Consider the following 19,671-nt stretch of genomic DNA (forward strand, 5'->3'; position numbering starts at 1 on the left):
GAACGTTGAAAGTACAGGTTCCTCCTACTAAGCGGCATAAGCGTTCCTTCTTCTTGAATAAGATATAGGGTAGAGGAGGACGGTTTATGAGGAAGAAAATTCTTTTATTTTGTGACCCTGGGATCGATGACTCTTTAGCGATTATGTACGCCATGTTGGATCCTGAACTTGATATCGTCGGCATTGTTACCGGTTATGGAAACATAACAAGAGAACAAGCTACGAAAAATGCGGCTTATTTGGTGCAATTAGCGGGGAGAGATGATATCCCAATCATCCCTGGGGCATCGAATCCAGTGCAGCAGGAAGAAGTATTCTTTTACCCCGAAATTCATGGGGAAGAAGGCATCGGCCCCATCCGTCCTCCTGAAGACATGACCTATGAGACCGCCCCTTTTGATACCATCCGGATGCTTATGGAAAAGTACAAGGATGAGCTGATCATTGTAAGTACGGGACGACAGACGACACTGGCCACTGTATTTATTTTATTTCCAGAAGAAATAAAATTCGTTCAGTCTTTTTTTGTTATGGGAGGCGCTTTTTTCGTTCCTGGAAATATAACGGCTCTCGCGGAAGCCAATTTCTTCGGGGATCCGACTTCTTCCAACTATGTCCTTACCTTCGCTGAAAATCTAACGGTCACACCCTTGAATGTTACGCGTTATGCTGTCATTACACCGGATGTTGTAGAGGAAATCGCTCAATCGAAAAAGAATGTTTATTCATATTTGATTGCTCCCATCTTCAAATATTACTACCGTTTTTATAAAGATAAGACCCCTGGTATAAAGGGAGCCCCCATTCATGATTTGCTGACAGTGATGCTTGTGAAAAATCCAGATTTAGTCGATTACATATATTATGATGCCAATGTAGCTGAAGGAATTGAAACAAGAGGGCTCTCCTATATTGACGTTCGCCCTTCCAGTCCTAAAGGGGATACGAAGATTGCCATCAATCTTCATTATCAAAAGTTTATGGAAGAGTTTAAAAAGGTGATGGTCCGCGTGGAATAATGGAAGTAGTGGGACCTTGAAAATGCAGGTGAAATGAAGCAAGGGAAAACATGGTATGTTTTCCCTTGGTCAAGCTCCTATTTTTCTTTATCCTCTTCTTCATACGGAAAAAGTTCTTCCGAAGCCTCCGTTTGCAGTTGGCCAGTGGAGCGTACTTCGTGATTTTCTTCCTTTTCCTGATCGAGGCTTCTTGCCACTGACTGGTGGAAGAAATATTCGAAAATCGCTAAGGAAATCGCCGAAATCAGTGTGGCTTCAAATACATCGTCTCCGACGGTGAGTGCATCTGTCATAAAGTATATAACAGCGAAGCTAAGCACAAAATCTCCGGCCGTAGCCATCGTATTGCTGGATTTCTTTAGAATCGTCACGTCTCCTAAATAGCCAAGAGCACTGACAACAAGAGATATGAGAAAGACGTTTCCGAAAGAGACGTCAAATCCTAAACCTAAGATGATAAACAGAATGCCTAACGTGATGACAAATTTCAGGGCCAGTAATTTTACATGAGTCATGTATGGCACCTCCTCAAGTTATAAGATGTGCCATTGGGTTGAAATTATTCCTCTCGTATCAAGAGAACCTGGACTCTTGAAATTTCTGATTTATTCTTCGTATTTTTTCCCTATTAAGGTATCAGGGTTTTAAGATGACCTTGATGCAGTCATCTTCGCGATTGTTGAATTTCTTATAACCCTCAGCTGCTTTTTCTAAAGGTAGTTCATGAGTCAGGATAACCTTAGGATCAATTTCGTTTCGTACAATTTGTTCATAAAGTGGCTTCATATAAGAGCGTGCATGGGACTGGCCCATTTTAATTTGGATGTTCCTCGAAAAAAATGCCCCAAGTGGAAATGCATTGTAATTTCCTCCATAGACCCCTGTAAGCTGCACGGTTCCACATTTCCGCACTGCTTTTGAGGCGATTTGGATCGCCCCGAGTGTTCCACCCTGGAGTTTAAGTTTTTGCTCCATAAATTCCAGTGGAGATTTCTTTCCGTCCATGCCCACACAGTCAATCACAACATCGGCTCCACCTTTAGTCGTTTCTTTCAGTACTTCTCCCATGTCTTTGTGCTTTGTGAAATTAAATACTTCTGTCCGGTTGTTGATTTTGGAATGGTTGAGGCGGTAGGAAAGGTGATCGACAGCGATGACACGTTCTGCTCCCTTTTGCCAAGCGAATTTTTGAGCCATTAAACCGACCGGACCACAACCAAGGACAATCACTGCATCTCCTGGTTTGACACCTGCATTTTCAACGCTCCAATAAGCAGTCGGAAGGACGTCTGAAAGAAACAACAAAGATGGATCATCCAGTTCACAGTCCTCAGGAACCTTAAATGGTGTGAAGTTTCCAAAAGGAACACGGAGGTATTCTGCTTGACCACCTGGATAATTTCCGAATTTCTCTGAGTATCCGAGAAGACCGCCGGAATCATAATGAGGATTGGATTGGTCGCATTGACTGACATGATTGCTTTCACAATAAGGACAATGCCCGCAGGCAACGGTGAAGGGGATAACAACCCGGTCTCCTTTTTTTACTTTTGTAACATCAGGACCGACTTCTTCAATGATTCCCATCGGTTCATGTCCAATGATATAGCCGATCGGCAGAGGAAAATTGCCCTGATATAAATGTAGATCAGAACCACAAATGGCGGTTGATGTAATACGGACAATGACATCTTCTTTATCCTGAATCCTTGGAGCTTCCACTTCTTTGACGGCGACCGAATATTTTCCCTGGTAGGTAACAGCTTTCATCGATCATCCTTCTTTCCTATAGATTCGTTCCAGCTGTGAATGTGAGGTTACTTTGGTGTATGTGACCTCAGGGGAGTTGCGCTTATTTTCCATTCACTTTCTGATCATGTTTTACTGAAAGAGTAATCACTACGATACTTAGTATGGTGGACAAAATGGTACTTGCTAAAAGGGTGAAATAGATCTTGTCTACTTTCTCATTCAAACCCATCCCTCTTTTCTTAAAGAATTAAAGTTTTACCACAAGGGTAGCCCTTGTGGTAATGTTGGCAGGACTTTAAGTTAATCAGCTTTTTTTATGCTGAGGAGGCAGAACCAACCAGCCTTTTTCTTTGTTCAGTCGAAGTGCTTTGGCACCGGCCTGAGCTTTGTTCATATGGAACTTACCGAACAACATGGCAATATCTTCACGCGTGCTTTGACCGATAGCTTGACTGCAGGCGACGAGACCTTGAGCAATGTTCAGCGAAATGGCTGCACTGATCTCAGGATCATTCATGCGTGCGCCTACGGGAATGTCTTCAAGGTCCGCTACAGATCTTTCAGGTGGAGAAGGGGGAAGAACGACTCCGTTCACTTTCAGGATATCTTCAATTTCCTGTGTTTCCTGTCTGATTCCCTGGACAAGCTCCTCCAGAAGACGTTTCAATTCTTTGTCACCCGCATGATTATACAAGGTTTGATAGCTGGCAGAATCACCTTTTGCCACTGACAAATAGCTCCAAAGGCTGAAGACCTCTCCGTAATGAAGGGGCTCCTGTTGCTGATTTCCACTTAAAATACCCATGTTCTCCACTCCTTTATTTTTGGTACAGAGGTAGTATTCTTTCTTTATAAAAAATGATTCATCAAATGGCGGCGGTTGTATGTAATCGACGAGGGACCATTTCTATCTCTCTGGTCCTCCATGAGGAAAGAAGTGGGAAAGAGATTCGTTGGACAATAAAGAGAAGCAGCACGTGGGTATAGTGCTGCTTCTCTTTATTAAGGTTTAAGGGTGGAGAGTAATCGATTGAGCTTATTTAAAATTCCTGGTAAGTGGCAGGATCCTGATCATTCATTCTGCCATCCGGTCGAGTCAATTGATTGATGCGCTCCATTTCCTCTTCATTTAGTGAAAAGTCGAAAACAGAACGATTCTCTTTCTGCCGTTTAGGAGAAGAGGACTTAGGGATAGCGACAGAACCGAGTTGATAATGCCAGCGCAGAATAACCTGGGAAACCGTTTTTCCATGTCGTTCCGCTACGGATTGGATGGTCTCATTGTCGAGGATGTTCTGGACTCGCGCCAACGGACTCCAGGACTGTGTTTGGATCTGTTTTTCCTGGTGGTAGGCTCTTTGTTCTTCCTGATTGAAAAAGGGATGGAGCTCCACCTGATTCATGCTCGGTATGATGCCTGTCTCCCGTTCGAGGCGCTCCAAGTGTTCAGGGAGAAAATTACATACACCGATGGAGCGGATCAATCCCCATTTTTGGGCGTCAATCAATGCCTGCCATGCTTCTACATACCTATCTTCTTTTGGATTCGGCCAATGGATTAAATAAAGATCATAATAGTCCAGCTGGGCACGGAACAGAGATTCCTGGATGGCTGTTACGGCTTTGTCATATTCATGGTAGCGACCAGGAAGTTTGGATGTGATTCTTAATTCATTTCTCGGAATGTTACTGCGGCGGATTCCTTCTCCTACCGTCGCTTCGTTTTCATAGTTATAAGCGGTATCAATGAGGCGGTAGCCTGTGTCTATGGCACTTTGAATAGCTGAAGCACCGCGGTTTCCGTTCAGGCGGTACGTACCAAATCCCAAGGCAGGAATGGTGAGACCATCGTTCAGTTGGATTTCAGGAATAGATTGATTCATTCTACATGCACTCCTTTTTGGTTCTTTCCTATTAGTGGAAGGAATTAGTTTAAACATCTACTCTTTTACCTTGTCAGCAGAACTGTAAACCAATGTCAGCGTTTACAAGAGAAATGAACTTTTTTGATGCAAAGGAATGAATTACGGCGAAGTGGATGAAAAGGGAGTGTAACATCTTTTATAAAGCGCTTACAATTTATGTTAGGATAAAAGGGAATAATAGGGAAATACACGAGTTGAAACGAGATTGTTGAGGAGGAAGAAGAATGTCCAATTACGGAAATCAAGTTCAATTTGAAGTTTATCGGACTATGACTCAGCCTGATCCTGATAGGCTTCCCGTATCGTATGAAGATTGGGAAGCGAAAGCGAGAGAAGTTCTGGAGGATGGTCCTTTCTATTATGTAGCGGGAGGCGCAGGTGGTGAAGAGACGATGAAAGATAATCACCACAGCTTTACCCGGTGGAAAATCGTCCCGCGGGTGCTTAAAAATGTAGAGGATCGTGACTTAAGCATTGAATTATTCGGGAAAAAGTACGAGACTCCCCTTCTGCAGGCGCCGATTGGTGTGCAGTCGATTATTCATGAAGGGGGAGAATTAGCTTCAGCCAAAGCGTCTGCAGCATTAAATATTCCTTACATCGCAAGTTCTGCCTCTACAAAAACGATGGAGGAAATAGCCGGAGTGATGGGGGACGCTCCTAAATGGTTTCAATTGTATTGGAATAAGGATCCAGAAGTGACGGCAAGTTTTGTGCGACGGGCAGAAACAGCAGGATATGATGCGATTGTCGTTACCTTGGACACGCCTATGATGGCATGGCGGGAAAAAGACTTGAAAAATGTGTACCTGCCCTTTTTGATTGGCGAGGGTGTCGGAAACTACTTTACCGACCCTGTCTTTCGGTCTCGACTCGCATCACCTCCTGAAGAGGACCCCACACAGGCCGTGATGCATTGGACAAAAACATTCGGAAACCCGGGATTGACTTGGGAGCACCTGCTTTTCCTAAGAGAGCATACCGATTTACCAATCCTGCTGAAGGGCGTTCTTCATCCGGATGATGCTAAGCAAGCATTGGAATACGGCGTGGATGGAATCATCGTATCCAATCATGGTGGACGGCAGGTGGATGGAGCCATGAGCTCGTTGAAGGCTCTTCCGCCTATTGTTGAAGCGGTAGGAAATGAGCTCCCTGTGCTGATGGATGGAGGAATCCGCCGGGGAGCTGACGTGATTAAAGCATTATCTCTCGGAGCAGAAGCTGTCCTGGTAGGACGGCCTTGCATGTATGGCCTTGCGGTAGCCGGTGAACAAGGGGTGCATGAGGTGTTGAGAAATTTACTGGCAGACACGGATATCACTATGGCTTTAAGCGGCTGTTCGTCGGTGTCTGAATTGAATCGATCCGTCCTGCTCGAGGACAGATGACCGGCGCATGCTGACAGGTGATGATTCGCGCCAAAGGGAAGGCAAGTCGCGCCAAAGAGGTGGTGAGTCGCGCCAAAGGGTGGTGAGTCGCGCCAAAAGGGTGGTGAGTCGCGCCAAAGGGAAGGTGAGTCGCGCCAAAGGGGTGGTGAGTCGCGCCAAAGGGGATGCGAGTCGCGCCAAAGGGAAGGCGAGTCGCGCCAAAGGGGTGGTGAATCGCGCCAAAGGGGATGCGAGTCGCACCAAAGGGAAGGCGAGTCGCGCCAAAGGGGATGCGAGTCGCGCCAAAGGGGATGCGAGTCGCCCCAAAAGGGTGGTGAGTCGCGCCAAAGGGAAGGTGAGTCGCGCCAAAGGGAAGGCGAGTCGCGCCAAAGGGTGGTGAGTCGCGCCAAAGGGTGGTGAGTCGCGCCAAAGGGGTGGTGAATCGCGCCAAAGGGGATGCGAGTCGCGCCAAAGAGTTGCCCCTCCCAGGATTCACTAATAAATAGCGCAGATCTCTGAGTTACAGGAGGTCTGCGTTTTTTCATGGAAACAGTCAAAGGTTATGTGCCTCCAAATCAATAATAAAATATCTATAAAAGATATATTTTTATTGATAAACAATAAATGTAGTTGTATGATAAGAAAAGATATTAGGAGATGAGGTGCTTTTTATGAAACGTGGATCTACACTCTTTTTGAAGCTGGCGGTCTTTTTGATTGGGCTGCCAGTTCTTGCGTTGTGTATCTTTTTTGTTCCTGAATTTGCGGAATATGCGGGCGTGCTGTTGTCTGATTTTCCAATCATTGAACCGGTGGTCTTCATTTATATGTATTTGACAGCCATCCCTTTTTACTTTGCGCTGTATCAAGCGTTTAAGCTTCTGAATTATATTGACAGCAATAAGGCGTTCTCAGACTTATCGGTCAACGCACTGAGGGTCATCAAATTTTGTGCTGTCACCATCAGCGTTCTTTACGTGGTCCTCATGCCGGTGATCTATACGGTCGCTGAACTCGATGACGCTCCTGGTCTGATTGTCATTGCGATGGTCATCATCCTCGCTTCTGCCGTCATCGCCGTCTTTGCTGCTGTCCTGCAAAGACTTCTGAAAGAAGCCATTACTATTAAATCTGAAAATGATCTTACGGTCTGAGGTGATCCATATGGCGATTATTATCAATATTGATGTGATGCTTGCGAAAAGGAAAATGAGCGTGACCGAGCTATCGGAAAAGGTCGGTATTACGATGGCGAATCTCTCTATTTTGAAAAATGGCAAGGCGAAGGCGGTGCGTTTTTCTACCTTGGAAGCGATCTGTCAGGCGCTTGACTGTCAGCCGGGGGACATTCTGGAATATCAGGAAGACGAAGATTAGGAGGGATGAGATGAGAGCGGTGAAACAACTCTTACACTTTGGTTGGGAGCAAGCATGGTCCTGTTTGTTCCCTGTCGTTATCTTTGCTTCTTTGGCGATTACACAATGGATTCCGATGCCTTTGCTGCCTAGGTATGACTGGCTGCTGATCATTTGTCTTCTTATGCAGTGGTGGATGGTGCGCTCCGGACTTGAAACAAGGGATGAACTGAAAGTGATTACGTTGTTTCACGTGATTGGGCTTGCCCTCGAACTATTCAAAGTTCATATGGGCTCCTGGTCTTACCCGGAAGAAGGCTACTCGAAAGTTTTCGGGGTCCCATTATATAGCGGCTTCATGTATGCCAGTGTGGCAAGTTATCTTTGTCAGGCGTGGAGAAGGCTCAAGGTTGAGTTGGTACGCTGGCCTTCAGCGTGGCTTGTCGTTCCTCTGGCTTCAGCAATCTATTTGAATTTTTTCACCCACCATTATTGGATCGATATCAGATGGTGGCTATCAGGCCTTGTCCTTCTTGTTTTTTGGAAAGCATGGGTCCGCTACGAGGTGAATGGTACGCGTTACCGGATGCCCCTTGCGCTTTCGTTTGTGCTGATCGGTTTTTTCATATGGGTCGCAGAAAATATCGCCACTTATTTCAGCGCATGGGAATACCCGAACCAGGCGGATGCCTGGAGTCTCGTTCATCTTGGGAAAGTGAGTTCTTGGCTGTTATTAGTTATTGTGAGTTTTCTCATTGTAGCGACTTTGAAACGGGTCAAGAAACACCCTGCAAAAAGTCGCGGCTTCAGTGGTGAGGAGAGACGTCCAAAGGTTCAGAAGCGTTATGGAAAGTTATATTTGTGAGTCATAGAAGGCATGGGCATGACAGAGGCGTTTCATTTTTGGGAAGAGAGGAAGTGTGATGACATGGGGATATCTGTATTACTACTTGGATTTTTTATAGTGGTGGGATTCCTGATGGTGCTTGTACCCTTACATATCGTGAAAAAACAAGGAAGAGGATCTTTGCCGTTTAAGAGTTCTTTGGTGATTGGCAGCTTACTGCTTACCCATTGGGTTTTATGGTTAACAGGCTTCTATGGTTGGCTGCCTGCAAGAGTGGCAGACGTGCTTTTCCTTCCGGTATGGGTCGTTCTCTGTGGTTTGGGTGTGATTTTATCAGGATTAGAGATGAAGAATAATCCCGCATTCGCCATTCCTCTAGCCGGATTTACGCTGGTCAGCTTGATTTTTGCTCTCTTTTTGGATGGAATATCACAGATGTGAACCACCCTGCCACACGTTGGAACTTGAACACCTTAATATCAATGATGATCAGGTAAGTGGCAGCTGGTGGAGTGATTCCCACACTTAAATGGTAGTAATAAAAGGTTCCCCGGCTTTTATAAGTTGGGGGCCTTTTTCGCTTCCTGACTAAAACTTGGCTTCTTTACTCAGCGAGGCAGTCCAGCGCTCATCCATTGCTGAATCATGACATGAACCCAGCTTTTTTTCATAGAATATGTTGGGGTGAGTAAAAATGGTGAGAGTGAAATATACAGATTCAGATGTTGCTCTGATGGCTCGGATGATGCGGGCAGAAGCTGTGGGTGAAGGAAAACAGGGGATGTTGTACGTCGGCAATGTCATTGTGAATCGGGCAGCCGCGGACTGCCTGGATTTTACGGATGTAAGAAACATCCGGGATGTCATCTTTCAAGTCCAGGGAGGAAATTATTCTTTCGAAGCGGTCCAGAAAGGAAATCTTTTTTATAACCGGGCGAGATCTACGGAAAAAAGATTAGCAGAAAAGAATTTAAGGTTCTGGAGGCAGCACCCAGCAAAGTATGCGTTATGGTATTTCAATCCAAATGCCACGTGCCCTCCTACATGGTATGGACAGCAGTTCACAGGCAGATATAAAAATCATTGCTATTATGAACCTGTAGCTGGAACATGTGCCAGTGTTTACATTTAAGAAGCCAGTGATGGCAAGGGATGGAAAGGCTAGATGAAGCGCAGTCCTGCATAGGATTGCGCTTTTAAAATGCTCCTTGAGTACTAGGAAGGGGTCTGAAATAATGGGAATGGAGAAATGATGGGCAGGGGAAAGAAAAGTAACAAAATCCGCCAATACATAGGCATCGAATCCATTTTCAGAGTGAACGATCACTAGATTTGAACGTTTGCGGAGGACCCCATTTTGGTTGGTCTTAAGGAGCATGGAAGAGCAAAGAGGAGGTGTAGAAAGCATGAATTGGAAGAAAGCCGTTCTGCTGTTCATTGGCGTGCTTTTTGGTTTAGTCGTGACCGACATGTTCACCCACTCCGGTTTTGATAGTGGACAGTTGTTATTGACCATTGTTGGAGGCAGTCTTGGTTATAGTCTCGTCCTTCTGTTCCTATCAAAAAGACAAGGGAAGAGATATTAGAGCAGCACAGGACCTTTGCAAATCGAGAGCGTAACCATGGAAATTGTAGTAAGGAGTGGTTCAATGGAATTCAAGTTCAGGCCGATCAAGCTAGAAGATGTGAAACAAATCGATTCATGGAATTATGAGAACTTCGTAGAAAAAGTGGAAATGAAGCCTTATTTTGAGTCATTTCAGCACACAGGTCAGTTAAAGGGTCCTGGTGGATGCGAGGGATATGCCGCCTTCGTCGATGAGGAAGTTGTTGGATTGTTTGAGTTCAATATAAACAGAAACCTCATGGAAATCGGGTTAGCCTTGAGGCCGGATTGGATTGGAAAAGGGTTAGGGGCAACCTACGTGAAGCAGGGCATAGCCTTTGGCATTCATCACTACGATGAGGACATGAATGAGGTAAGGTTAGAGGTGGATGAGCAAAACAAAGCAGCGATTCGTGTTTATGAAAAAATCGGGTTTAAGAAAATTGAGCAGAAACAGTGTGATATCGAGATGGGAATGGTCTTATAAGATTTTCTTATCCTCAAAGCGGGCAAACCTAACAGCGGTAGGCTTGCTTTTTTTGAATTCAGATCGTTTTAATCCCACTAATTTTCCTGTCACTTCCATGAGGGCATCCCAGGTACTTAAGTCTTTATTTGGTCTAGGTCCACATCATTTAAAAGTGCATGAAGAGAGCGCAACTGTGAAACGTTACGCTCGATGACTTACCCATTCCCGGCCTGAGGTGATGCACACTTTATTTCTGCCCGTTTGCTTGGCGTCATAAAGGGCGTGATCCGCTTCTTTGATTAATAGTTTCGGCTGTATCGTCGTCTCATTGTAGCAGGCGAGCCCGATGGAAACGGTAATGTGAATCATCTGTCCGGTGGTTAACAGGAAGGGGTGATTTTCCACTCTTTCTCTGATCCTTTCACTGATTTCCATGGCACGATCTGTCGGACAATCCAATAGAATGACGGTGAATTCTTCTCCACCATTTCGACTCACAATATCGAAGGAGCGTACGGTATTTTTCAGAATCCGGCTTAGTTCGATTAACACCTGATCCCCTTCTTTATGGCCATAGGTGTCGTTGACCTTTTTGAAATGGTCAATATCGATATACAACAGCGACAATTTTTCTTCATTATGTATGGCTTGTGAGGCGATCTTGTTGAAAGATTCATCGAACTTGCGCACATTGTTCAATCCAGTCAAACCGTCTGTCGCTGCTTCTGCTTTATATTTATTCAACATGTTTTGACTTCTACGGACGAATTCGATCACATAGAAAGAGATAAAACCAGCCATGTACGAAATGATCCAAAAAGACGGAATCAGGAAGGACAAGGTCCCTGGATTTTCTAAGAGGTAAACAATCATAAAGGTGAAGATCACGTTTGATGAAGTAAGTGTCAGGAAAATCTTCTTCCGTTTGGACATGTTCAGTTTAGTTATAGTCAACGTGAAAAGTGTAATTGAAACGATGAGCAATAGCGCAAGCATCGATGATGTATTGAAGCCGATAAAGAACCGGCCGATAATGACGAGAAACATGGAGGCAAGAGCAGGAACCGGCCCGCCATAGTACGCCACCAAAATGACAGGGATGTGCCTAAGATCCACAATGGTCGTATCAAAGTGCATGCTGTACTGCATCAGGACATTCGCTAAAATACCTGCAAGAATACCTGAGAAGATTTTCGTCTTCATCGTAGAAGAACGGCTCAAAGGCATGGCATGTGTGGACTGTGAATAAACGAATAAGGAGGCAATTAATAGGGCTACGTTGGAAATCAGTTCTTTTAAAATCATGGGTATCACCTATTTATGTAAAAATTCCTCGTACGTGAGGTCGGTTCCCGCTCCGGTCACTCGTCTTGTCTCATGAACCATTGCTGTACGAGAGTAGGGGAGGGGCAATCGTTGGTATAGTCTGTGTAGTATTATATACTTTTCTTATAAATGAAGAAAATAGTAAACTCAAAATTGCTGTGCCTGTCCTTTGAATTTTTACGATCGTTTGAAAATAAGGCTGGTGTAGTTTTATCGCCGATGCGTGGAAGGGGAGGAGTTTTTTCTCTTTTGTTTAATATATTCTAAGAGGGAATAACAGGATTATAGACTTTTATGGAGTGAATACTTATGTCAATCTTCCAGGTAAATGACTGGCCCTGGTCAGATATACTGATCGTGCTGGGCTTCCTATTGTTTTTATTCTTGAGCCGCTTGGGGTTGAGCTTCTTGATCAACCGGGTCTTCCGGGATAAGGGAAGTATTCAGCGAGCCGCCTTCTCTTTGATTAATTGGGTGGTGTTCAATGGCCTGCTTTTATTCGTGATTTTCTATTTCTCTGATTCTGCCTGGCTCCTGTATCCGCTATTCACCATCGGTCAGGTAGAGATTACACTGTTCTTAATCATAATAGCCGTGCTGATCATCACTTTTGCCTACAGGCTGTCAAAGGTTCTGAATGAACATCTGCTGCCGTTTTTCTTTGAGCGTCATCATTTGGATAAGGGCATCCAGTTCACGATGGAGCGGATCGTCCATTATGTCATTATGGTCGTCGCTGTATTGGTCAGTTTGACGACGGTCGGTATCGATCTTAGTGCTCTTACCGTTTTTGCCGGCGTCTTAGGTGTGGGGATCGGTTTCGGTATGCAGAACATCGCCTCAAACTTTATATCCGGTTTGATTCTCCTTTTTGAACGACCGATAAAAGTTGGAGACAGGGTGCTTATTGACGATGTCATCGGGGATGTTGAAAAAATCAGCATGCGTGCGACAGTCGTCCGTACGCTGGAGAATGAACACATCATCATCCCGAATTCTTATTTTTTAGAGGAAAAAGTAGTGAATCGTTCGTTTGCGGATCCGAGGCTTCGTTTGACGATTCCCATCGGGGTGGCCTATGGAAGTGATGTGCAGAAGGTGAAAAGGATCCTGCTTGTGGTTGCCGAATTGGCAAGGCAGGAGCACGCCTTCGTCCTTGAATCACCAGCGCCTTTCGTGAATTTTAAAGGGTTCGGTGACTCGTCATTGGACTTTGAACTGTTTCTATGGATATCCGATCCGAAAGAAGTGATCCGGATGAAAAGTGAGCTGAACTTCTCCATTTATGAGCAGCTGAATGAAAACGGGATTGAAATTCCTTTCCCTCAAAGAGATCTGCACATTAAATCTGCTCCTCCATCTTTACTGAAAGGTCAGGAAGAGGACTCTTGAGAGTTAGTTGAGTCTAGGCATAAGCCTTCGTTGAAGGCTTATGCCTTTTTTCGTGGGTGTATAAAAGGAATTTTCCAAGCAGTTACGAATCGTGCAGGAGTCTGCCCTTTTCACTTTACTATTTGTACCTTTGACCGTGCTTTTTGTCCCTTCTATTCATAAACAGATTCCTCTGCCGCGCTGAGCTCCTAGAATAAGAGTATCAGTGAAAAGGAGGGAATATAATTGAAGAAAAGGTACATTTTTAGTTTATTATTATTAGGGACAGTACTTATGATGTTAAGTAACGGGAAATATCTGATTGCCATAGCTGCCTGGGTGTTTCCGTTCGTTTTCATGGTTGCCGTAAAGGACTTGAGGGGCCGTTGGGCGTGGATTCTTCTTACGCTCATCATGGCTCTGGGGAATCAGTTGAGTTTTAACCGTATGCTTCCGGAATTGGATATTCCTCTATTCGGTTTTATCCCTGCGGTGGCGGGGGCTTTATATGCGCTGCCCTTCGTTTTGCAGAAACTGTGTTACCGGGTGACCCGATCCTTTCTGGTCACATTGATTTTCCCTAGCTCCTATACCCTTTTAGACTATACGAATGTGTATTTGAACCCGTTTGGTACGTTTGGCGTCCTTGGGTATTCGCAGGCCCATTTCCTGCCAATGGCGCAAGTAGCCTCAATCATCGGGGTGACGGGGCTCACATTCGTCCTTACGTGGGTCGCTGCCATCGTGTATTGGCTGACGCTTGATCGGCCGAAAGTACACAGAAAGGGAGTCGCCCTGGCAACAGTCATGGTTCTTTTACTTACCATAGTCTGGGGGAGTTTGAGAGTCAACGGATCAGTGGATCATCAAACGGTTCTCGTTTCAGGCATTCATACGTTGGATCGTAACAATGAAGAGGTCCTGGAGATCTTTAATTTGCGAAATGAGGATTTGGAGGATTTTACCGAGAAAACAGAAAAGCATATCGAAACCTTAATGGAGCGGACCATGCAGGAAGCAGAAGCGGGTGCGAAAATCATTCACCATTCAGAAGGAACCGCCGTGATGGATGAATCTCAGCGCTCCTCCTACTTGAGTCGTTTGCAGCGTATGGCGGAAGAAAATGAGGTGTACATGATTACCGTTCCTTATGTGTTTACAGAGGACGCCAAAAAGAATGAAAATGTCTTGTACGTCATCGATCCGAACGGAGAGATTGTATTAGAGCACTATAAATATGGCGGCAATTTTATTGAACAGACGGTAACGAAAGGGAAGGAGATCCAGGCTGTTGATACGCCTTATGGTCGGTTAACGGGCATCATTTGCTGGGATAAAGACTTCCCTTCCGTAGTCAATCAGGTGGGGGAAAAAGACATTGACCATTTATTCATCCCTTCGGCAGACTGGGAAGAAATATCACCCTATCATACGATTGTGGGGAATTTCCGCGGCATTGAAAATGGAGCGAATACCGTTACCCAAACGGTTAACGGTATGTCCATGATGACCGATTATACAGGGCAGACATTGGCGAAAATGAATCATTTTACTACCGATCACTGGGTGATGCGTGGCCATATGCCTGTCCAGGGAACGCACACGTTTTATGCGTTTGCAGGGAAGTATTTTGGTGGAATGGTTCTCGTTGTGTTTATAGGTCTGCTAGTGTTTATCGTTAAAAAAAGACGCCATTGATAAAGGAGTAGTCATGAAAATAGGATTAGTTTGTGAGGATAGGATCCGGGAGGACGTTGCTGCAAAAGTTCAGGAGCTCGGGGTTGAGTTATACGCCAGTGCCGATGTGTATCTTGTACAAGAGGGGCTGCACCAGGGATTGCTCCCCTGCATCGTTTTTCATCCTGACAACCTTGATGGGCTGGTGGATTTACTACATCATTATGTGGGCAAATCTGTGACATCTAAGGTGACAGGGATGTTGAATGATGCGTATTACATTCTACCCCATGAAGATATTTTATATTTTGAAGCACTGGATGCCGTCGTTCTCTGTCATACCTCTGAGGAAACCTATCATCTGAAAGAGCGGTTGTTTCAACTGGAAAACCGCCTGCCCGGCGACCAGTTTGTCAGAGTGAGCCGGTCTTTTATTGTGCAAATCAATGCGGTGACGAAAGTCATTCCATGGTTCAACCGAAGACTTTTATTAACGTTTGCAGGGTCAAAAAAAGAAGTGGAAGTTTCCAAGAGTTACGTCAAGTCTTTTAAAGCGTTTTTAGGAATGAGGTGAGGAAATTGCGTAAATATTTTTTGGAAGCTCTGATTCTATCGGTATGTGTCGGTGTGATGATCCGCGCATCCTTGCTTCTTGTGACCGGACAGCCCTTATTTTCACAGATGTTTAGTTATGCAATGAGCGTGTTGATCGCTGTAGTCTCCTGCTCCATCACGTTCTTCATTCATTTTAAGATCTTAGTGAACAGTCGTTATACGTTACGTGTGAAGTATACGGTTTCATCGGTTTTGATTTTATTCGTATATCTAATTGGCAACGTGATGTTTGGAGGATTATCCATTGTTTCTGAGGGAGCTTTTTATGTTTATGCAGCCCTCATTTTACTGTTATCCTTCCCGCTTATTCATTATGTAAATAAGAGAATCCATAAATACAATCAATACTTGCATTGGAAGCAATCGAAAAACAGGAACGCGTAATAGCCGTGGGCTTCTTGATATAAGATAAAGCGTAAGAAAAGAGGTCAGAGTAAAACACTCCGACCTCTTCTTCCTTTCAAGAAACGATTTTCCCGTCACTCATTTTCACAATACGATCCGTGTAATTCAACATTTGTTCATCATGAGTCACAATTAGTGTCGCCATATTCTGAGTTTTAGTGACCTGTTGAATCAACGCCATCGTTTCTCTTGACCTGTTTGAATCCAAGCTGGCCGTCGGTTCATCCGCGAAAAGGATGGAAGGTTCATGGATGATGGCACGTGCCACTGCTACCCTTTGTTTTTCTCCACCGGAGAGGGAAGAGGGGTAGGCAGTTCGTCGGTGGGACATCCCTACTTCATCCAGGATTTTCTTGATCTGTTTTTGTTTTTCCTGTTTGATGCCACGACGGTCAGCGATGTCCATCATGATCGAAAGTTGTTCTTCAACCGTTAGGAAAGGGACAAGGTGGGAGCTTTGGAATACGAATCCGAAATGCTGAGCTCTAATTTTTCTCACTTGTTCTGCCTTCCATTCGGCTAGATTTTGATTATTAAATAACACCCGGCCTTCAGAAAGTCGTTGCAGACCGGCAGCGATGGTCAAGAGTGTACTTTTTCCAGAACCTGAAGCCCCTATTAAAGCAGTGACTTCTCCTTCTTCGAGTGTCACATCCACGCCTTTTAATACCTCTTCTTCTGTGTCACCATTTTTAAATGACTTTCTTACCTGCTCTAATTGTAATCGACTCATGTCAGGCCTCCCCTTGTTGAATGGCTTGTAAAGGTTCAATTTGTTTAATCTGTAATCCTGATAAGGTAGATCCTAAGAATCCCACCACGAAAAATACAACGGATAGTTGAACAGTGGTTGAGACCGATAAGTGATAGGGAATCGTATCAGGAGCGAAAACTTGAAAAACCTGGCTTATCAAAGCAGCAACAAGTAGTGAAGTCATGGTGATCAGGGCCATTTGACTCCAGATCATCTGGAACAAATCAGCTGTACGAATGCCTAGAGCTTTGAGTATGCCATACATAGCTATTTTTTGGACATTCATCATATAAAAGAAGATGGAAAATAACAGGCCGCTGATCACAACGAGAAACCAGACAATCATATTCAAAGTCATTTGCTCCGCTTGATAACTGGGGATCGTCGACAAGAATTCACTTTTTGAGAATGCCTGTAATCCTCCCATGTTTTCTGTTGTCTCTTCACTATAGATCAGCTGATATTCTTTTGTTCTGAACATGCGGTTAAAATCCTTTGAATGGATCAATGCCACAGGGGAATGGTTGAACTTCTGGTGATCGATAAAGTCGACGACTTCAAACGTTTCCTCAGACTGTGGACTGGACAGTCGGTCACCAATCTTTATGCCTTCGTCTTTTAATGAGCGGTCGAGGATGACTTCTCCACTTTTCACAGTATTAAGGAGCGGCGTTTCTGTAGCTGTCAGGAAAGCGACACTCTGTTGATTGTCGGACTGTGTTTTCAGAGCCCCCATTTGCAGTGAAAAAGCGAAGGAATGCTCATCTTCTGTTTTAAAGTCCTCCAGTTTCTGATCGTCTATATGAGACTGGGTGTAGGAATCATTAGAATCCCCGGACATATAAAACGTTCCTTCCGGTATATTTTTTATCAAGGATACGTTGTCCTGTGATAGTCCATCCGCCAAACCGGAAATGATGAACGTCAACATACTGATGAGGGAAACGATGGAGCCTACAATTAAAAACTTCACTTTATTCTTTTTCATTTCTTTCCAAGCCATATACATGGATCCTTCCATCCTTTCTAAAAAAACCTTTTGTTCACTTCCCTGATTACTTTAAATCAGGGAAGTGAACAAAAGGTTAATGATCCATTACATAGGGGGAAGAAGAATTTTAAATGTGGTTCCTTCTTCCAAGCGGCTATTTACTGAAATGCTTCCTCCATGGAGGTCGATCACTTCCTTCACGATGGATAATCCTAAGCCTGTTCCTTGTTTGCTTCTGGCTGAGTCGGCACGGTAAAAGCGGTCAAAGATTTGTTCTTTCTCTCCGGGTCTTAAACCTATCCCTGTATCTGTAAAAGTGACTTCGATTTGATCGCCTGACTTCTTCACCACGATGTCAATATTCCCGCCCGGTTTATTATATTTAACCGCATTGGTCAACAGGTTTTCCCAAACAGCATGAAGGAGTTCCGGATTTCCTTTCACCCACACCTCATCAAGAGAGTAGGTCAATGACAGTTGGTTTTCATCGATCAGCCAAAAGTACTTATGAAGGAGATTTCTCAATTGGCCGGTGACATCCACGGGTTTTTCAGGAAAATCATGACCGTTTGGTTCGAGTGATGATAAGGTTAACAGCTGCTTGGATAAAGTCGACATCCTCTTTGCTTCCTCCTGAATCACTTTTAAGTACGTTTTTCGATCTTCCTCAGAAAGCGTGTGGCTTTCTAATAAACGGCTGTATCCCTGGATATTCAATAAAGGCGTCTGAATATCATGCGATACGTTGGAGACGAATGTTCTTCTCAGCTTGTCTAACTCTCCCAGCCTTGAAATCATATGCTTGAAATTTTGAGCCAGACGTCCAATTTCATCCTTCCTGTGGATGTCTAGACGGACGTCAAATCCATCTTCTCCCACTTTATTCGTAGCATGAGATAACTTCCGAACAGGGCGTATGATCATCGCCGCCCAAATGAGTACAGCGACTAAACTGAGTAGGAAAACAGCCAAACCCATCCACCCCATGAGAATGTGTATTTCATTAAACAAAAGCTTGATGTTCGGCCGCAGGAATAGAGCATACGTAGTGCTGTTGTGAGTCAATGGCACACCTACAGAATTTTTCAGCTCATTCGCAAAAAAACCGGTCACAAAAGTTTTCTTGGGGAAATCTCTCATCCCATGATAAACCTGCCCACTAAGGACATTCTCGATCGTCGCTGATGATAGATTTTTTTCATCAAAAGATCCACCAAAAGAACGTCTTTCTCCTTGCTGATCGACGACAAAAAGTTGATATCCTATAGAAGCAGTATGCTCGAGATATTGATCAAGGTTCTCCTGTGTTTCTGCGTATTCAGCGATTCTGCTGGCGATTTCCATGTTTTTTGAGTCGTTTTCCGGTTTCAGGTTATTTTGATAGTAGGCATTGGCCATAAAAAAACCGATAATCGAACTGAGTAACATGATGAATAACGTGGTCACCAGAAATTTGGAATACAAGGACTTCATGAGAAAGTCACCTCTAATTTATATCCGACACCACGGACCGTAACAATTCGAATCGTAGAGGTGAGTCTGCCGAGACGTTCACGGATTCTCTTAATGTGAACGTTTAACGTTCTCTCATCCCCTTCAAAATCCAGTCCCCATATATTCTCAATCAAGGCGTCACGATTGAAGACCTGGTTCGGGCGGGAGGCTAATAGGGCTAATAATTCAAATTCTTTCAAAGGCATAAGCAAGTGCTGTTTACCGATCTGTACTTCATAGTTTCGTTGATCAATCTTCACGTCCTGTAATTGAATGACATAATTGCTCGGTTTATCATATCTCCGTAAGACGGCCTGAACCCGGAAAATTAATTCCTTTGGTTCAAAAGGTTTGACGATATAATCGTCCGTTCCAGCCGTGTAGCCCTGCTCTTTATCATAGAGTTCACCTTTCGCTGTGAGTAAAATGACCGGAATATCGTACGTATCCCTTATTTTTTTTGTAAGCGTGTACCCATCCATTTTGGGCATCATCACATCCACAATAGCTAAATCAATCGCCGATTCTTCCAGCAGTTCCAAGGCCTCTAAACCATTTCCGGCTTTATATGTATGGAAGCCAGCTTCCCTTAGAGTCACCCCTACAAGATTTACGATGTGAGGATCGTCATCGATGATTAAAATTGAGGTCATCACATTCATCCTTTCTCCACCACTTTCTATGTTACATCGTA

General features: G+C 44.3%; 23 protein-coding genes. 13 read left to right on the forward strand and 10 right to left on the reverse strand.

All coding sequences use genetic code 11. The annotated features are described in order from the left end of the window. Positions 1 to 86: 86 nt before the first annotated feature. Positions 87 to 1,019, forward strand: a complete 933-nt coding sequence (locus GLW00_RS06575; RefSeq protein ID WP_160912399.1) for a nucleoside hydrolase — start codon at positions 87 to 89, stop codon at positions 1,017 to 1,019. Positions 1,020 to 1,096: 77 nt separating this feature from the next. Here GLW00_RS06575 and GLW00_RS06580 read toward each other — a convergent pair whose 3' ends face one another. The 5 genes from GLW00_RS06580 to GLW00_RS06595 all read right to left on the reverse strand — a co-directional run bounded on the left by GLW00_RS06580 (position 1,097) and on the right by GLW00_RS06595 (position 4,654). Then, positions 1,097 to 1,534, reverse strand: coding sequence for a YndM family protein (locus tag GLW00_RS06580; RefSeq protein ID WP_160912401.1), 438 nt, complete (start codon positions 1,532 to 1,534; stop codon positions 1,097 to 1,099). Positions 1,535 to 1,655: 121 nt separating this feature from the next. Further along, a complete protein-coding gene (locus GLW00_RS06585; protein WP_160912403.1) occupies positions 1,656 to 2,789 on the reverse strand; it encodes a zinc-dependent alcohol dehydrogenase in 1,134 nt (377 codons plus the stop codon). 82 nt (positions 2,790 to 2,871) lie between these two features. Further along, positions 2,872 to 2,994 carry a hypothetical protein gene (locus GLW00_RS20795; protein WP_272482810.1) on the reverse strand — a complete coding sequence of 41 codons (123 nt, stop codon included), beginning with the start codon at positions 2,992 to 2,994 and terminating at the stop codon, positions 2,872 to 2,874. Positions 2,995 to 3,075: 81 nt separating this feature from the next. Further along, a complete protein-coding gene (locus GLW00_RS06590) occupies positions 3,076 to 3,576 on the reverse strand; it encodes a DUF3231 family protein (RefSeq protein WP_160912405.1) in 501 nt (166 codons plus the stop codon). Between the two features lie 235 nt (positions 3,577 to 3,811). Further along, positions 3,812 to 4,654, reverse strand: coding sequence for an aldo/keto reductase (locus tag GLW00_RS06595; protein ID WP_160912406.1), 843 nt, complete (start codon positions 4,652 to 4,654; stop codon positions 3,812 to 3,814). A 266-nt stretch (positions 4,655 to 4,920) separates the two neighbouring features. On the opposite strand from GLW00_RS06595, the gene GLW00_RS06600 reads away from it, so the two are divergent. The 8 genes from GLW00_RS06600 (at position 4,921) to GLW00_RS06635 (ending at position 10,362) form a co-directional block, all read left to right on the forward strand. Beyond that, entirely contained in the window at positions 4,921 to 6,087 is a 1,167-nt protein-coding gene (locus GLW00_RS06600) for a lactate 2-monooxygenase (RefSeq protein WP_160912408.1), read from the forward strand. Between the two features lie 650 nt (positions 6,088 to 6,737). After that, positions 6,738 to 7,220 (forward strand): DUF2975 domain-containing protein, encoded by a 483-nt coding sequence (locus GLW00_RS06605; RefSeq protein WP_160912410.1) that lies wholly within the window; start codon positions 6,738 to 6,740, stop codon positions 7,218 to 7,220. Positions 7,221 to 7,230: 10 nt separating this feature from the next. Then, positions 7,231 to 7,443: a helix-turn-helix domain-containing protein gene (locus tag GLW00_RS06610; RefSeq protein ID WP_160912412.1), complete on the forward strand. Its 213-nt coding sequence runs from the start codon at positions 7,231 to 7,233 to the stop codon at positions 7,441 to 7,443. A gap of 10 nt (positions 7,444 to 7,453) precedes the next feature. Beyond that, positions 7,454 to 8,287, forward strand: a complete 834-nt coding sequence (locus GLW00_RS06615) for a DUF817 domain-containing protein (protein ID WP_160912414.1) — start codon at positions 7,454 to 7,456, stop codon at positions 8,285 to 8,287. 18 nt (positions 8,288 to 8,305) lie between these two features. Beyond that, the gene (locus GLW00_RS06620) at positions 8,306 to 8,710 is read left to right on the forward strand and encodes a hypothetical protein (RefSeq protein WP_160912416.1); all 405 of its coding nucleotides are present in this window, start codon (positions 8,306 to 8,308) and stop codon (positions 8,708 to 8,710) included. A 253-nt stretch (positions 8,711 to 8,963) separates the two neighbouring features. After that, positions 8,964 to 9,401, forward strand: coding sequence for a cell wall hydrolase (locus GLW00_RS06625; RefSeq protein ID WP_160912417.1), 438 nt, complete (start codon positions 8,964 to 8,966; stop codon positions 9,399 to 9,401). A gap of 274 nt (positions 9,402 to 9,675) precedes the next feature. Then, positions 9,676 to 9,855: a hypothetical protein gene (locus GLW00_RS06630; RefSeq protein WP_160912419.1), complete on the forward strand. Its 180-nt coding sequence runs from the start codon at positions 9,676 to 9,678 to the stop codon at positions 9,853 to 9,855. 63 nt (positions 9,856 to 9,918) lie between these two features. Continuing rightward, positions 9,919 to 10,362 (forward strand): GNAT family N-acetyltransferase, encoded by a 444-nt coding sequence (locus GLW00_RS06635; RefSeq protein WP_160912421.1) that lies wholly within the window; start codon positions 9,919 to 9,921, stop codon positions 10,360 to 10,362. A gap of 183 nt (positions 10,363 to 10,545) precedes the next feature. Here the strand turns inward: GLW00_RS06635 and GLW00_RS06640 are convergent, their stop codons facing one another. Continuing rightward, positions 10,546 to 11,649 carry a diguanylate cyclase gene (locus GLW00_RS06640; protein ID WP_160912423.1) on the reverse strand — a complete coding sequence of 368 codons (1,104 nt, stop codon included), beginning with the start codon at positions 11,647 to 11,649 and terminating at the stop codon, positions 10,546 to 10,548. A gap of 330 nt (positions 11,650 to 11,979) precedes the next feature. Between GLW00_RS06640 and GLW00_RS06645 the strand changes: the two genes are divergently transcribed. The 4 genes from GLW00_RS06645 (at position 11,980) to GLW00_RS06660 (ending at position 15,717) form a co-directional block, all read left to right on the forward strand. Then, positions 11,980 to 13,062: a mechanosensitive ion channel family protein gene (locus GLW00_RS06645; RefSeq protein ID WP_160912425.1), complete on the forward strand. Its 1,083-nt coding sequence runs from the start codon at positions 11,980 to 11,982 to the stop codon at positions 13,060 to 13,062. Positions 13,063 to 13,287: 225 nt separating this feature from the next. Next, positions 13,288 to 14,739 carry a nitrilase-related carbon-nitrogen hydrolase gene (locus tag GLW00_RS06650; RefSeq protein ID WP_160912427.1) on the forward strand — a complete coding sequence of 484 codons (1,452 nt, stop codon included), beginning with the start codon at positions 13,288 to 13,290 and terminating at the stop codon, positions 14,737 to 14,739. A 13-nt stretch (positions 14,740 to 14,752) separates the two neighbouring features. Then, positions 14,753 to 15,292, forward strand: a complete 540-nt coding sequence (locus GLW00_RS06655) for a LytTR family DNA-binding domain-containing protein (RefSeq protein WP_160912429.1) — start codon at positions 14,753 to 14,755, stop codon at positions 15,290 to 15,292. 5 nt (positions 15,293 to 15,297) lie between these two features. After that, on the forward strand, positions 15,298 to 15,717 hold the full coding sequence (locus GLW00_RS06660; RefSeq protein ID WP_160912431.1) for a hypothetical protein: 420 nt from the start codon (positions 15,298 to 15,300) through the stop codon (positions 15,715 to 15,717). Positions 15,718 to 15,793: 76 nt separating this feature from the next. Here GLW00_RS06660 and GLW00_RS06665 read toward each other — a convergent pair whose 3' ends face one another. The 4 genes from GLW00_RS06665 to GLW00_RS06680 all read right to left on the reverse strand — a co-directional run bounded on the left by GLW00_RS06665 (position 15,794) and on the right by GLW00_RS06680 (position 19,630). Continuing rightward, on the reverse strand, positions 15,794 to 16,471 hold the full coding sequence (locus tag GLW00_RS06665) for an ABC transporter ATP-binding protein (protein WP_160912432.1): 678 nt from the start codon (positions 16,469 to 16,471) through the stop codon (positions 15,794 to 15,796). A gap of 1 nt (position 16,472) precedes the next feature. Beyond that, the gene (locus GLW00_RS06670; RefSeq protein ID WP_160912434.1) at positions 16,473 to 17,501 is read right to left on the reverse strand and encodes an ABC transporter permease; all 1,029 of its coding nucleotides are present in this window, start codon (positions 17,499 to 17,501) and stop codon (positions 16,473 to 16,475) included. Between the two features lie 87 nt (positions 17,502 to 17,588). Further along, complete coding sequence (locus GLW00_RS06675; protein WP_160912436.1) at positions 17,589 to 18,956, reverse strand: sensor histidine kinase; 1,368 nt, start codon at positions 18,954 to 18,956, stop codon at positions 17,589 to 17,591. Then, positions 18,953 to 19,630 (reverse strand): response regulator transcription factor, encoded by a 678-nt coding sequence (locus GLW00_RS06680; RefSeq protein ID WP_160913762.1) that lies wholly within the window; start codon positions 19,628 to 19,630, stop codon positions 18,953 to 18,955. Before GLW00_RS06680 ends, GLW00_RS06675 begins: the two co-directional genes overlap by 4 nt. Positions 19,631 to 19,671 lie beyond the last annotated feature (41 nt).

The organism is Halobacillus litoralis (genome assembly GCF_009856445.1).
GTDB lineage: Bacteria > Bacillota > Bacilli > Bacillales > Halobacillaceae > Halobacillus > Halobacillus litoralis.

Coding starts and splice junctions, on each gene's coding strand:
- GLW00_RS06575 (WP_160912399.1), top strand. CDS start 87: ATGAGGAAGAAAATTCTTTTATTTTGTGACCCTGGGATCGATGACTCT.
- GLW00_RS06580 (WP_160912401.1), bottom strand. CDS start 1,534: ATGACTCATGTAAAATTACTGGCCCTGAAATTTGTCATCACGTTAGGC.
- GLW00_RS06585 (WP_160912403.1), bottom strand. CDS start 2,789: ATGAAAGCTGTTACCTACCAGGGAAAATATTCGGTCGCCGTCAAAGAA.
- GLW00_RS06590 (WP_160912405.1), bottom strand. CDS start 3,576: ATGGGTATTTTAAGTGGAAATCAGCAACAGGAGCCCCTTCATTACGGA.
- GLW00_RS06595 (WP_160912406.1), bottom strand. CDS start 4,654: ATGAATCAATCTATTCCTGAAATCCAACTGAACGATGGTCTCACCATT.
- GLW00_RS06600 (WP_160912408.1), top strand. CDS start 4,921: ATGTCCAATTACGGAAATCAAGTTCAATTTGAAGTTTATCGGACTATG.
- GLW00_RS06605 (WP_160912410.1), top strand. CDS start 6,738: ATGAAACGTGGATCTACACTCTTTTTGAAGCTGGCGGTCTTTTTGATT.
- GLW00_RS06610 (WP_160912412.1), top strand. CDS start 7,231: ATGGCGATTATTATCAATATTGATGTGATGCTTGCGAAAAGGAAAATG.
- GLW00_RS06615 (WP_160912414.1), top strand. CDS start 7,454: ATGAGAGCGGTGAAACAACTCTTACACTTTGGTTGGGAGCAAGCATGG.
- GLW00_RS06620 (WP_160912416.1), top strand. CDS start 8,306: ATGACAGAGGCGTTTCATTTTTGGGAAGAGAGGAAGTGTGATGACATG.
- GLW00_RS06625 (WP_160912417.1), top strand. CDS start 8,964: ATGGTGAGAGTGAAATATACAGATTCAGATGTTGCTCTGATGGCTCGG.
- GLW00_RS06630 (WP_160912419.1), top strand. CDS start 9,676: ATGAATTGGAAGAAAGCCGTTCTGCTGTTCATTGGCGTGCTTTTTGGT.
- GLW00_RS06635 (WP_160912421.1), top strand. CDS start 9,919: ATGGAATTCAAGTTCAGGCCGATCAAGCTAGAAGATGTGAAACAAATC.
- GLW00_RS06640 (WP_160912423.1), bottom strand. CDS start 11,649: ATGATTTTAAAAGAACTGATTTCCAACGTAGCCCTATTAATTGCCTCC.
- GLW00_RS06645 (WP_160912425.1), top strand. CDS start 11,980: ATGTCAATCTTCCAGGTAAATGACTGGCCCTGGTCAGATATACTGATC.
- GLW00_RS06655 (WP_160912429.1), top strand. CDS start 14,753: ATGAAAATAGGATTAGTTTGTGAGGATAGGATCCGGGAGGACGTTGCT.
- GLW00_RS06665 (WP_160912432.1), bottom strand. CDS start 16,471: ATGAGTCGATTACAATTAGAGCAGGTAAGAAAGTCATTTAAAAATGGT.
- GLW00_RS06670 (WP_160912434.1), bottom strand. CDS start 17,501: ATGTATATGGCTTGGAAAGAAATGAAAAAGAATAAAGTGAAGTTTTTA.
- GLW00_RS06675 (WP_160912436.1), bottom strand. CDS start 18,956: ATGAAGTCCTTGTATTCCAAATTTCTGGTGACCACGTTATTCATCATG.
- GLW00_RS06680 (WP_160913762.1), bottom strand. CDS start 19,630: ATGACCTCAATTTTAATCATCGATGACGATCCTCACATCGTAAATCTT.